The sequence below is a fragment of the Winogradskyella sp. R77965 genome (assembly GCF_044594915.1).
In the GTDB taxonomy this organism is placed as follows: domain Bacteria; phylum Bacteroidota; class Bacteroidia; order Flavobacteriales; family Flavobacteriaceae; genus Winogradskyella.
The window spans coordinates 2,148,444-2,162,232 of sequence record NZ_CP138990.1 but is presented as its reverse complement, the minus strand read 5'-3'; the positions used below and the strand labels follow the sequence as shown (position 1 = coordinate 2,162,232).

The following is a 13,789-nucleotide window of genomic DNA, read 5'->3' as shown; positions in this document are numbered from 1 at the left end:
AAAATGCCTAGCATAATAGATATATATTGATTTAAAAGCATTAACAATTTAATAAGATATTTTGTAGATTCTTTCACTAATTTTGCCGCTATGATGCGTTGGATAATTTTTGTACTTATTTTTATTTTTTTGACTTTTTATGGCTTACAAGCTATAAAAACCGTTACTAAATATAGTTGGATTCACTATTTATATATTGCTATAGGAATTATTGTTGCTGGTAATTTTATATTCCAATTTACAAGTGGATCTGAAGGACGAGTGCTTAGCCCAATAAAAAGTTATGCTTTTGGTTTTGTATTATCTTTTATGGCCCTTAATTTAGTCTTGGTATCAATACTGTTTCTTGAAGATATTACACGAGGCATATTTGGACTTTATGATAAGTTTAGTACTAAGCGAGAAGCATTTTATTTTCCAGAAAGACGAAAATTTGTAAGTCAAATCGCCTTAGGTTTGGCCGCAATTCCATTTGCATCTTTACTTTACGGAATGTATAGAGGGAAATACAACTTTAGAGTTTTAAATTATACACTACATTTCGAAGATTTACCAAATGCATTTGATGGCTATAGAATTACACAAATCAGTGATATTCACTCAGGTAGTTTTGATAATAAAGCAAAAATTGAATATGCAATTGATTTAATAAATGAACAACAATCTGATCTATTATTATTTACAGGTGATATGGTAAATAATAAAGCTTCAGAAATGTTGCCGTGGAAAGAAAGCTTTGGAAAATTAAAAGCTGTTGATGGTAAATATTCAGTATTAGGGAATCATGATTATGGTGATTACGTAGATTGGGACTCACCTAAAGAAAAAGAACAAAATCTTGAAGATTTAAAAACCATACAAAAAGAAATAGGCTTTGATCTCTTATTAAATGAAAGTAGATTTTTAGAGAAAAATGGAGAGCGTTTAGCATTGGTTGGTGTTGAAAATTGGGGAAAAGGTTTTAAAAAAGCGGGTGATTTAAAGAAAGCATCAGAACACATACAACCAGATGATTTTAAAATACTAATGAGTCATGACCCAAGTCATTGGGATGAAGAAGTTGTTAATGATGACTATCATTACCATTTGACTCTAAGTGGACATACACATGGAATGCAGTTTGGTATTGAAATTCCAGGTTGGATAAAATGGAGTCCTGTAAAATGGAAGTATAAACACTGGGCAGGAATTTATGAAAACTTAGGCCAATACATTAATGTTAATAGAGGTTTTGGGTATTTAGGCTATCCTGGTAGAGTAGGTATATGGCCAGAAATTACTGTTATAGAACTCAAAAAAGGCAAGAAGGAAGCTTAATTACATATAATTGCGTATTTTTATGTTGCTGATAAAGAACTGGCTAGAGGATTTATTATTAAATCTTTTATCTCGTTTGTATAGCACGTTGCACTTAAAACTATAACGTATGTCAAAATTTGGGGAATTAATAGATGTCGATATTCCGGTTCTATTGGACTTCTACACTGAATGGAACGATCAATCTGTTGCAATGCATCCAATACTTAGAGATGTAGCTGCCGCTCTAGGTGATAAGGCAAAAATCATAAAAATTGATGTCGATAAAAATAAGGAGCTAGCAGAAGCACTTCGCGTTAAAGAGTTGCCTACATTAATTATCTATAAAAATGGTGAAATGAAGTGGAGACATAGTGGAGAACAAGATGCCAATGCCCTAATAGGTATAATTCAAGAATATACTTAAGTTTCTTTTATGGCTTTAAATTCAAAACCTTTTTCAGTATAATATTCTAAAACTTTAGGGAGTACATATTTTAAATTTCGTGAAGCTTTCAGGCTATCATGAAAAACAATAATACTTCCTTTCTTTGTTGCCGAAATTACATTATTAAAACACGTTTCTTCACTTACAGACATGTCCCAATCATAAGATAAAACATCCCATAAAATAATTTTGTAGCCTAATTCTAATAATCTTTTGCTTTGCTTGTTTTTAAACTTGCCATAAGGAGGTCTAAACAGTTTATTACTATTATTGGGTTGAAACATTTCAATAACAGCTTCTGTTTGTAAAGCATCTTTAATGTAGTATTTGCTTTTATGCTTCCAGCCTTTTAAATGATTATAGGTGTGATTACCTATTGAGTGATTATTATCTAAAATATTTTGAAATATCTCAGGATGCTTTTCAATATTATTACCAATACAAAAGAAGGTAGCCTTAGCATCATATCTTTTTAAAGTATGAAGCACCCAATCTGTAATTTCTAGAGTTGGACCATCATCAAAAGTGAGATATAATTCTTTAGTATTGGTATTGATATTCCAGATAAAATTTGGGAACAATGTTTTTACAAAGTCTGGTGTTTTAGCTGGAATAATCTTCATACGAATTTACTCTTCAGGTGAGATATTTTTAATAGTATCGTTAACAGCACTGTTCATATCAATATCATCTGGTATTTCTGGTAAATCATCTTCACTGTAACGATTCATCAATTCATCAAAAAGGCTTAAATAACTATTAAATTTTTTAGTTTCTTCTAAAGCAAATTCTTTGTCATTATATACTACTAAAATATCTACTAAGGCTCTATAACGTTGAATATCTAAATAAATATCTTCTCCAACTTTTTTCTCTTGATTGTCTAGAGAAAGACCACTGTAATACACCAGATTTTCTTGATATATCTTAGCAACATCCTTAAATAAAGCTCGTCCTTTTTCAGCATTTCCTACCTCGTAATAAGCACTGATGTAAGGTTCTAACAACTGATGAAAACCAAACTTATCTACAGGCATTTTTTCCATGGCAATGTCAGCAATTTCTTCAGCCTTATCTAATTTATCTTCATTGATGAGTTGCTCTATTAAACGTGCCAAATTACCTCTGTATGTAATACCATTTCGTCTCGTTTCTATATCGTAATAAATGTCTTCACCACTTCCTCCCCATTCCCAGTCTTTCACCATATTGTACATTAAGTCAGGGTCTACTCTACCCATATCATATGGATTAGCTCTGTCAACAGGTGTTTTTATTGGTACTAGTTTGTAGCACATACCATCCAATTGTAGGTAGTCCTTAAGCCAAATATAATCCTCATCACTAAAAGCTCCACCCGTAAAATATATAGGTCTTTCCCAGTTATTATTTGCGATAATATCTAGCATTAGTAGTCTGTGTTTATAAATGTAACTGCTTCCAATTTTTGCATATAAATTATCTTCTATTTTGTCTGCATCTTTTGGACTTACTATTCCATTCTTAAGAACGGTCGCCTTATCAACAGGAATACTTATATTTCTGGTAGGAAAGTAATTGGCATTTAAAATATAACTAGGATAGCCATCAGGATCTTCACCTTGAGTTTCAACCACATATTTGAATTTTGTATTCGGTTTATCACTAGACACAAAGTCCATAAAAGATTTAATGTCTAAAGTATCTTTTGCAATTTGCTCATTTATTTCACGATAAATAGTAATATCTCTGGTACCAGCTCTATATTGTTTATGCGTTAATTGTGAAGGAATAGGATCACTACTATAAGCCTTACGTTTCATTTGGTCGATGTACCAATCTGTTTGAAACAAACTCGTATTAACCACACGTACGTCTGTACGTACGCCTTCAATTTCTTGTAAATACCATAACGGGAATGAATCATTATCACCAATAGTAAAAAGTATAGCATTTGGTGCACAAGATTCTAAATATTTGCGTGCCATAGCATTTGCTGTGTATTTTCCAGAACGATCATGGTCGTCCCAATTATTAGCCGCTAAGATTCCTGGCACAATGATAATACAGGCTAAAGTAACTATAGGTGCCAAAAGTTTTGATTTGATATTAGATTTTAAAATATCATATATGGCATAAACTCCAAAACCAATCCAAATGGCAAATACGTAAAAAGAACCTACTACAGAATAGTCACGTTCCCTCGGTTCAAATGGTCTTACATTAGTATAAAACTGAATAGCGATGCCAGTTAATAAGAAAAATACCAGTAATACCCAAAAACGTTTTTTGTCTACATTAAGTAAAAAGAAGAATCCAACAAGTCCTAATAGTAATGGTAAAAAGTAATAGGTGTTTCGCGCCTTGTTTTCTAAAACCTCAGTCGGAAGATTATCTTGAGACAAGCCAAGGTGTATTTCATCAAGAAAGTTAATTCCAGAAATCCAATTCCCATTAAAGTCATCATATTTACCTTGAATATCATTTTGCCTTCCCGTAAAATTCCACATAAAGTATCTCCAATACATATAACCGAATTGGTATTGAAACATATATGCTACGTTATCTGTAAACGATGGTTTTTCAACAACCAAATATTGTTGCCCATAACGTTTTAGGAAGTTGTTATAATCCTCATAATCTACTTCACCTTGGGCAATTCCCAATTTAAAATCGTTAACTAATTGATCAAAACGTCGCTTCTCACCTACAGCATATTGACTTGCTTGTTCTTCAGATAAACCGGCATTAAGAGCTTCGTTATAAGCTCTTGTTTGTAGGTTAGGATCAACTTTAAACTCAATTAAACCAGTAAACATCATATAGTTTTCCGCATGCTCGCTACTCCACATTCTTGGGAGTAAGGATGCGTGTTCGTGGTTGTAGTTTTGCTTGCTGCCTTCCCAATCGTTTATGACTACGTATTTTCCAAGTTCTTCATCGCGCTCATAATTCTTCTTATCGTCTATAAAAGGTTCATCCTTATCTGAACCAGAATATACTTCCGTAAACTGAGGGCCATAAAATAAATGGGTTTCGGGATATTGTTCTAAGTTATAATAAGCTAAAAGTTCTCTTGCATCCGAAGGATCATTTTCATTAATTATAACTTGAGCATTTGCACGGATAGGAAGCATCATCCAAGATGAAAAACCAATAAAAATGAACATTAAACAAAGCACTAAAGTATTAGCGTGAAGCATGCCTTTTTTTCTGGTGTAATTCAATCCAAAATAAAAAAGTGCGATAACCATTAAGCCTGTAATGATTGTGCCTGAATTAAAAGGCAATCCAATCGAATTGACAAAAAATACTTCTAAATAACCGAAAAGTTTAAGGGTTGAAGGTAGTAGTAACTTAAAAATAAAAAGCAATATTGCAGCTGAAGCAACATTAGCAATAATAAAATTCTTTACAGTTATAGTCTTATAATTTTTAAAATAGTAAATCAATCCAATGGCTGGTATGGTTAATAATCCCATAAAGTGAACGCCAAACGATAATCCAATTACAAAAGCAATTAAGATTAACCAACGGTTGCCTCTAGGTTTGTGCATATCTTGCTCCCAACGCAATGCTAAATAAAACATCACTGCCATTATTAAAGTAGCCATGGCGTAAACTTCCGTTTCAACAGCATTAAACCAAAAAGAATCTGTAAATGTAAATGCTAAACTTCCTACCAAAGCGCTTCCTAAAATGGCATGCCCTTTACTAGAACTTGAGTCTTCTTTATACTTAACTAATTTTACAAGCAATAAGCTAATAGTCCAAAACATGAAGAGAATGGTGAAAGCACTTGCTACTGCACTCATCAGATTCATTATCATTCCTATTTGAGAAGGTTCGAAAGCAAATATTGAGAAAAAAGCACCCAACATCTGAAATAATGGTGCTCCTGGTGGATGTCCGACCTGTAATTTTGATGAGGTTAAAATATATTCACCAGCATCCCAAAAACTAACGGTTGGCTCAATGGTTAATGCATATACCGCAAATGCTACAGCAAAAACAAACCATCCTAATATTGTATTCCACTTTTTAAAGTTAAAATCTGTCATGAAAACCTTGCTTATTAATGCAGGCGAATTTACTAATTATTATAGTAATGCCTAAGTTTTTAAGTTAACGTTAAGTATTTTAGATTATTTTCTCAGATTTTTTTTGTCCAAGTGAAACTTTGTTTTAAATTTGCACCCTCATTTTTGAGTAATTGGCCTATGGTGTAACTGGCAACACATTGGTTTTTGGTACCAAAGAGTCTAGGTTCGATCCCTAGTGGGCCAACTTAAGATTAAATCCTAATTCTGTAAAGAGTTGGGATTTTTCTATTTAGTGAGATATAAAATAGGGTGAGAAGTTTATGCTGAGCATTGTTGAAGTGAAAATATATTTTCATTGAAAGCACCTTGTGAAGCAAGTCGAAGTAATCCCTAGTGAGCCAACAGAAAAAAATCCTAATCAGTTTTGATTAGGATTTTTTCAATTTATACTTTTTATTTTAGATCTTAAAAGTAATCACTGGCCGATTAGCGTGGTTCACTAAATCTTCACTAATACTACTATTAAAAAAGTGAGCGATACCTTGTCGTCCATGTGTGCTTATCCCAATTAAATCTGCATCAATATCTTTTGAGAAGTTCAATATACCTTGCTCTACACTAGTGTCATTGTGTACGGTAATAGTGTAATTTTCGAAAGTTTGTCCAGAAATGAAGTCTTCAATTCTTGAATTTGCTTCATAAGATGTCAAGAAGTTATTAGCTGTATTTACCATGAGCAAATGAATCTTTGAATCAAAAGCATTTGCAAATTTAACTGCTTGCTTGTAGGTTTCTTTATTATCATTTTTAAAGTCAGATGCGAAGACAAAATCCGAAACTTCAAACGTTTCATGTTCATTTTTAATAACTAAAACTGGGACAACAGACGTACGAACAACTTTTTCAGCATTAGACCCAACGAACATTTCTTTTATCCCTGAGGCACCGTGAGAACCCATAACTATTAAATCAATATCAAATTCTTCACAAGCATCTTTAATTTCATTAAATGTAATGTCAGCCTTCACTGTTTCATGCACAGTTATGCCCTCGAGATAATCACTTGCTATTAAATCTTCGAATCTTTTATGCGCTAATTTCATAAAGAAAAGCGCTTCGGGTACATCTTGGTGTGACATTCCAGGATCTACATGCTGCATCGGAATTTCCATCATGTGCAATAAGTATATCTCTGCATGATGTTTTTTGGCGAGCATAGCTGCTACTTTTAATGCATTTTCCGCTTGTTCAGAAAAATCGGTAGGAACTAAAATTTTGTTCATTGATTGTTAGATTAGTGTTAGTCTCATTAAATTTAAGAAAATAAATCCACTTCCTAGAACTTTGAAAAATTAATTTAAATATTGTATATTTGCACCGTTGTTTACGAAAAATAAATAAGCGAGAGGACGAAAAGTCCTCTCTTTTTATATCAAAAAATGTTTAAGAAAACAGTCGAAGACTTATTACAAAATGCATTAGACGAAAGACAAGATTTATTCTTAATAGATTTTAGTATGTCCGCAGATAATGCAATTAAGATTGTAATTGATGGTGATAACGGTGTTTTGGTTGAAGATTGTATGTTTATAAGTAGAGCAATTGAGCATAATGTTGATAGAGATGAGCACGATTTTTCTCTAGAAGTTTTGTCATCGGGTGCAACAACACCTTTGACATTACCGAGACAATATAAAAAGCATGTTGGTAGAAATTTAGAGGTAAAAACTTTAGACGGTCAAAATCTAGAAGGAGAACTCATAGAAGTAAACGATAATGGAATGGTTTTAAAGTGGAAAACAAGAGAGCCAAAACCAGTTGGAAAAGGTAAAGTAACAGTAACTAAAGAAGCCAATGTTACTTTTGATAATATTAAAGAAGCAAAAGTTAAAATAAAATTTTAATTCATATCAATTATGGAAAATGTAGCGTTAATTGAATCATTTTCGGAATTTAAAGACGATAAATTAATAGATAGAGTTACGCTGATGGCGATTCTTGAAGATGTATTACGTAATGCACTGAAGAAAAAATATGGTGATGATGATAATTTTGATATTATCATAAATCCAGATAAAGGGGATTTAGAAATATGGAGAAATCGTATTGTTGTTGCTGATGGTGAAGTAGAAGAACCTAATCAGGAAATTGAATTATCTGAAGCTCAGAAAATAGAACCAGATTTCGAAGTTGGAGAAGATGTTGCGGAAGAAGTAAAATTAATCGATCTTGGAAGACGTTCAATCTTAGCATTAAGACAAAACTTAATTTCTAAAATTCACGAGCACGATAATACAAATATATATAAGCACTTTAAAGAATTAGAAGGCGAGATATATTCAGCAGAAGTTCATCACATTCGTCATAGAGCAATCATTTTGTTAGATGATGATGGGAATGAAATTATACTTCCAAAGGATAGACAAATTCCTTCAGATTTTTTCAGAAAAGGGGAAAATGTAAGAGGAATTATTGAAAGTGTAGAATTAAAAGGAAGCAAACCAGCAATTATAATGTCTAGGACATCACCTTTGTTTTTAGAAAAACTATTTGAGCAGGAAATTCCAGAAGTTTTTGACGGTTTAATCACGGTGAAAAAAGTAGTTCGTATTCCGGGTGAAAAAGCTAAAGTAGCAGTAGATTCTTATGATGATAGAATTGATCCGGTTGGTGCGTGTGTTGGTATGAAAGGTTCTAGAATTCATGGTATTGTTCGTGAGTTAGGAAATGAAAATATTGATGTTATTAATTACACAAATAACATTCAACTTTTTGTAACGAGAGCATTGAGTCCTGCACGTGTTACTTCGTTAAAATTAGATGAAGAAAATATGAGGGCTGAGGTTCTATTAAGACCAGAAGAAGTTTCTAAAGCTATTGGTAGAGGAGGTCATAATATTCGTTTAGCAGGTCAATTAACAGGTTACGAAATAGATGTATTCAGAGAAGGTGCAGAAGAAGATGTAGAGTTAAAAGAATTCTCTGATGAAATAGAAGGATGGATTATCGAAGAATTTAGCAAAGCTGGTTTAGATACTGCTAAAAGTATCTTAGAACAAGATGTTGCTGATTTGGTGAAACGTACAGATCTAGAAGAAGAAACAATAGTAGAGGTTATTAGAATTCTACGCGAAGAATTTGAAGAATAATACCATCTTAAATTTTTAAAATGTCTCATGACATTTTGAAGTTGAATAGGTATACAATATATTTAAGTTATATTACAGGCAATTTATGGCTCAAACAAGATTAAATAAAGTATTAAGGGAATTAAATATCTCGATAGATCGTGCTGTGGATTTTTTAGAATCCAAAGGCATAGACGTTGAGAAAAGTCCTAATACTAAAATTTCGCAAGAGGTTTATGATACGCTTTCTGATGAATTTCAGACAGATGCAACTAAGCGTGAAAAAGCTCAAGAAGTTAGTGAAGCAAAGCTTAAAGAAAAAGAGGAGCTTCGTGAAAAACGTGAACGCGAAATTGAAGAAAAGCAAAAGAAAGACGCTGTAAAAGAATCTGTTGTAAAAGCTAAAGCAGATCTCAGTGGACCAAAACAAGTTGGCAAAATTGACTTAGATAAGTCTAAAGTTGAGAAAGAAGAGACGCCTAAAAAAGCTGAAGTTAAAGAAACTCCGAAAGCTAAAAAAGTAGAGGAAAAGACAGAGGAATCTAAAAAAGATTCAAAAGAAACGCCTAAGAAAAAGGAAAATAAAGCTAAAGAGACTGCTAAATCTGAGGAATCAACTGAAAGTTCTGATGAGCCTGTCGAAAAAACACTTGCAACTCAATATAAAAAACTTTCTGGACCTACGACTACAGGTAAGAAAATAGATCTTTCGCAATTTAAAAAGCCTAAAAAGAAGAAGGAAGATAAAAAACCTGCTGCCTCTGGTGATGCTAATAAACGCAAAAGACGTCGTATTAGTAAAGGAGGAAACGATTCTGGTGGAAAACCAAATTTCGATAACAGACGTGGCGGTAAAGGAAGAGGTAATTCGAGACCTAAAGTGGTTAAGGAAGAACCTAGTGAAGAAGATGTAAAGAAACAAATTAGAGAAACGCTCGAGAAATTACAAGGTAAATCTAGTAAAGGAAAAGGCGCTAAATATAGAAGAGATAAGAGAGATCAGCACAGAGAACAAACTGAAATTGATCAAGAAATTGCAGCAGCAGAAAGTAAAACACTTAAAGTTACTGAATTTGTAACTGTAAGTGAGGTTGCTACTATGATGGATGTTGGCGTGACACAGGTCATTTCTGCATGTATGTCTCTAGGTATGATGGTAACCATGAACCAACGATTAGATGCAGAAACCTTAACTATTGTTGCTGAAGAATTTGGCTATGATGTTGAGTTTATTACTGCAGATATAGAAGAATCTATAGAAGAGGTTGTTGATGATCCAAAAGATTTAAAACCTCGTGCTCCGATCGTAACAGTTATGGGTCACGTTGATCATGGTAAGACATCTTTACTTGATTACATACGTGAAGAAAATGTAATAGCAGGCGAATCTGGTGGAATTACACAGCACATTGGTGCTTATGGAGTTGAATTAGAAGATGGACAGAAAATTGCATTTTTAGATACACCAGGTCACGAAGCCTTTACAGCGATGCGTGCTCGTGGTGCTCAAGTAACAGATATTGCCATTATTGTGGTAGCTGCAGATGATGCTATAATGCCACAAACTAAAGAAGCAATTTCACATGCTCAAGCAGCTGGAGTTCCAATTGTATTTGCGATTAATAAAATTGATAAACCAGATGCAAACCCTGAAAAAGTAAAAGAGCAATTAGCGGCTATGAACCTTTTGGTAGAAGATTGGGGAGGGAAAATTCAATCTCACGATATCTCTGCGAAAATGGGAACAGGTGTTAAAGAGTTATTAGAAAAAGTATTACTTGAAGCTGAATTATTAGAGTTAAAAGCTAATCCTAATAAGCCAGCAATAGGAACCGTAGTAGAAGCTTACTTAGATAAAGGTAGAGGTTATGTATCAACAATATTGGTACAGGCAGGTACTTTAAAAGTTGGTGATTACGTTTTAGCAGGAAAAAATAGTGGTAAGGTAAAGGCGATGCAAGATGAGCGTGGTAAAGACGTAGAAGCTGCAGGTCCTGCAACTCCTGTATCTATACTAGGCTTAGATGGAGCGCCACAAGCTGGTGATAAATTCAATGTATTTGAAGACGAACGTGAAGCAAAACAAATTGCGACTAAACGTACGCAACTTCAACGTGAACAATCCGTAAGAACGCAACGTCATATAACACTTGATGAAATAGGTAGACGTATTGCGCTTGGTGATTTCCAAGAATTGAATATTATTCTTAAAGGTGATGTGGATGGTTCTGTAGAAGCTTTAACAGATTCTTTCCAGAAATTATCTACTGAAGAGATTCAGGTTAATATTATACACAAAGGTGTAGGTGCAATTACAGAAAGTGATGTGCTTTTAGCAACTGCTTCTGATGCGATAATTGTCGGATTTAACGTGCGACCTGTTGGAAATGCGAGGATGATTGCAGACAAGGAAGAAATTGATATTAGAACCTATTCAATTATCTATGCTGCCATTAATGACCTTAAAGACGCGATGGAAGGTATGTTATCGCCAGAAGTTAAAGAAGAAGTTACTGGTACAGCCGAAATTAGAGAAATATTCAAAGTTTCTAAAATCGGAAATATTGCTGGTTGTATGGTAATGAATGGTAAAATCTTTAGAAATTCTGGCATCCGAATCATTAGAGATGGTGTCGTAGTTCATACAGGCGAATTAGCTGCATTAAAACGATTTAAAGATGATGTTAAAGAAGTAGCAAAAGGCTATGATTGTGGTATGCAAATTAAAGGCTACAATGATATTGCAATTGGAGATGTCATCGAAGCATTCCAAGAAGTAGAAGTAAAGAAGAAGTTAAAATAATAATAACTCAGAGATAAAAAAAGCGACCAATTGGTCGCTTTTTTTATTTAATAATATAAATGTTTATTTCTTATCTGATTTAGGTTGAAGAATAATGGCATTCATGTATTTCTTCTTAATTTTTGCAGCAGCACGCTCGGCTTCTAATCTTGTAGCAAAATTGCCAACCCAAATTTTGTAGTTTGGAGTGTTCCAAACAATTTCAACTGGCCATTGACTATAGGAATTAAGGAAATTAGCTTTTTCGCGCTTTGCCTTATCAGGATCTGGATTATTATAAACCTGTATTTTAAATACTTTAGAGGTTTTAATATCCTTCTTATATTCTAGTAATTTATCTATATCGCTATCTTGGGTAACTTTCACTTCTCCTTGCTGTGCATTAGCTGTAAGAGAAATCGTTAAGAATAAAATAACGAAGCTTAAGTATTGGGTTTTAAATGTCATAATTTAGTATTTAAATACAAAGATATTATAATCAACGCAAATCGATAAAAAATCTTATTTAGAATTGGTATAAATTATATATTAACAGTTCTCTAAGATTTTCAAAATCGACTTTATATGTTACTTTTGCAAGAGTTTTTTATAAACATGATTTTTGTCATATTAATGAAAAAATCGTACCAAAGTTTAGAAGATAATTCAACTAATAATATGAAATGAGCAAAACGAGCAGATTATACTTAAATATAATGCTTAATTGTGAATTCCATCTGACAATAATAAAAAATAGAAGTCAACAGATGAAACAGGTGATCTACCGCAATTTAACCTCAAAGATTCTTTATTTAGGTTTTATTTTATTACTCACGTTTTCAACCTCACTTACAGCTCAAGATGGCGACCCAGTAAATGGGAAATCCTTGTTTAATGCTAACTGTGCAGCTTGTCATAAATTAGATAAACCAATGACTGGTCCTGCTTTACGAAACGTAGAGGCAAGATTAGCAGAGGAAGAAGGTTTAGATAGAACATGGCTTAATGCTTGGATTCGCAATAGTTCTTCTTTGATTAAATCTGGTGATGCTTACGCTAATAAGATTTACAACGAGTGGAATCAAACTGCGATGAACGCGTTTCCGCAGTTGGAAGACCAACAGATTTCAGATATATTAGCATACACTGCTGAACCACCACCTCCTCCGCCAGAGGATCCATGTATTGCAAATCCTGGAGGACCTGGTTGTGACCAAAAAGGAACTGAAGGCGGAATTTCAAACAATTTAATATTAGGAGCTCTTGCTGTTTTATTTGCATTATTGGCAATGGCATTAATTTTAGTGAAACGTACGTTAAATCGATTTGCCGAAGCTAAAGGTATTGAGACTGTTGCAGAGACCAAGCGCACACCTATTTGGAAGGCATTTGTTCAAAACCAATTCTTGGTTTTAGTGACAGCGATTTTCTTCTTGTTAGCTAGTGGTTATTTTGTCTATGGTTATTTTATGCAAGTGGGTATAGATCAAGGTTATGAGCCAGTTCAGCCAATACATTATTCGCATAGAATTCATGCTGGTGCAGAAGAAAATAATGGAAATGGTATTGATTGTAAATACTGTCACTCTTCAGCAAGAGTCAGTAAACATTCAGGTATTCCATCACTCAACATATGTATGAATTGTCATAAAGCGATTGGAGAAGTTGCGCCAAAAACTTTAGCAGAAGGAAAAGAATATGGTGTAGATTATAATGCGGAAATTCAAAAATTATACGATGCTGTTGGATGGGATGGTGTAGCCTATACAGGGGATTCTAAACCAGTAAAGTGGATACGTATACATAATTTACCAGATTTTGCTTATTTCAATCACTCACAGCACGTTATGGTTGGAGGAATTGAATGTCAGACTTGTCATGGTCCTGTAGAAGAAATGGAAATAATGTACCAACATTCACCATTAACAATGGGTTGGTGTATTAATTGTCATAGAGAAACAAATGTAAAAGTTAAGGATAACGCATACTATACCAAGATACACGAACAGTTATCTAAAAAGTATGGTGTAGATCAGTTAACTGCGGCACAGATGGGCGGATTAGAATGTGGTAAGTGTCATTATTAATTAAATAAGAAGTAATTCAGAATTAT

10 protein-coding genes and 1 tRNA gene are annotated in these 13,789 nt (G+C 33.4%); 7 read left to right on the top strand and 4 right to left on the bottom strand.

Features of this window, described 5'->3' with window-relative positions; genetic code table 11:
- The first annotated feature begins 90 nt into the window (after window positions 1-90).
- On the top strand, window positions 91-1,317 hold the full coding sequence (locus SJY34_RS09605; protein ID WP_400075104.1) for a metallophosphoesterase: 1,227 nt from the start codon (window positions 91-93) through the stop codon (window positions 1,315-1,317).
- Window positions 1,318-1,426: 109 nt separating this feature from the next.
- Complete coding sequence (locus tag SJY34_RS09600) at window positions 1,427-1,723, top strand: thioredoxin family protein (RefSeq protein WP_400075103.1); 297 nt, start codon at window positions 1,427-1,429, stop codon at window positions 1,721-1,723.
- Here SJY34_RS09600 and SJY34_RS09595 read toward each other — a convergent pair.
- Complete coding sequence (locus tag SJY34_RS09595; RefSeq protein ID WP_400075101.1) at window positions 1,720-2,367, bottom strand: polysaccharide deacetylase family protein; 648 nt, start codon at window positions 2,365-2,367, stop codon at window positions 1,720-1,722. The genes SJY34_RS09600 and SJY34_RS09595 overlap by 4 nt on opposite strands.
- A gap of 6 nt (window positions 2,368-2,373) precedes the next feature.
- Complete coding sequence (locus tag SJY34_RS09590) at window positions 2,374-5,784, bottom strand: DUF2723 domain-containing protein (protein WP_400075099.1); 3,411 nt, start codon at window positions 5,782-5,784, stop codon at window positions 2,374-2,376.
- 153 nt (window positions 5,785-5,937) lie between these two features.
- On the opposite strand from SJY34_RS09590, the gene SJY34_RS09585 reads away from it, so the two are divergent.
- Window positions 5,938-6,010 (top strand) — tRNA-Gln (locus SJY34_RS09585).
- A 214-nt stretch (window positions 6,011-6,224) separates the two neighbouring features.
- On the opposite strand, the gene SJY34_RS09580 is transcribed toward SJY34_RS09585, so the two are convergent.
- Window positions 6,225-7,049, bottom strand: coding sequence for a universal stress protein (locus SJY34_RS09580; RefSeq protein WP_400075097.1), 825 nt, complete (start codon window positions 7,047-7,049; stop codon window positions 6,225-6,227).
- 156 nt (window positions 7,050-7,205) lie between these two features.
- On the opposite strand from SJY34_RS09580, the gene rimP reads away from it, so the two are divergent.
- The 3 genes from rimP (at window position 7,206) to infB (ending at window position 11,697) form a co-directional block, all read left to right on the top strand.
- A complete protein-coding gene (gene rimP / locus SJY34_RS09575) occupies window positions 7,206-7,670 on the top strand; it encodes a ribosome assembly cofactor RimP (RefSeq protein WP_400075095.1) in 465 nt (154 codons plus the stop codon).
- 12 nt (window positions 7,671-7,682) lie between these two features.
- On the top strand, window positions 7,683-8,915 hold the full coding sequence (nusA, locus tag SJY34_RS09570; RefSeq protein WP_400075093.1) for a transcription termination factor NusA: 1,233 nt from the start codon (window positions 7,683-7,685) through the stop codon (window positions 8,913-8,915).
- 85 nt (window positions 8,916-9,000) lie between these two features.
- Window positions 9,001-11,697: a translation initiation factor IF-2 gene (gene infB / locus SJY34_RS09565; protein ID WP_400075091.1), complete on the top strand. Its 2,697-nt coding sequence runs from the start codon at window positions 9,001-9,003 to the stop codon at window positions 11,695-11,697.
- Window positions 11,698-11,760: 63 nt separating this feature from the next.
- Here the strand turns inward: infB and SJY34_RS09560 are convergent, their stop codons facing one another.
- On the bottom strand, window positions 11,761-12,144 hold the full coding sequence (locus SJY34_RS09560; protein ID WP_400075089.1) for an SPOR domain-containing protein: 384 nt from the start codon (window positions 12,142-12,144) through the stop codon (window positions 11,761-11,763).
- A 299-nt stretch (window positions 12,145-12,443) separates the two neighbouring features.
- Here SJY34_RS09560 and SJY34_RS09555 point away from each other — a divergent pair, with 299 nt between their 5' ends.
- Entirely contained in the window at window positions 12,444-13,763 is a 1,320-nt protein-coding gene (locus SJY34_RS09555) for a c-type cytochrome (RefSeq protein WP_400075088.1), read from the top strand.
- The last annotated feature ends 26 nt before the right edge of the window (window positions 13,764-13,789 follow it).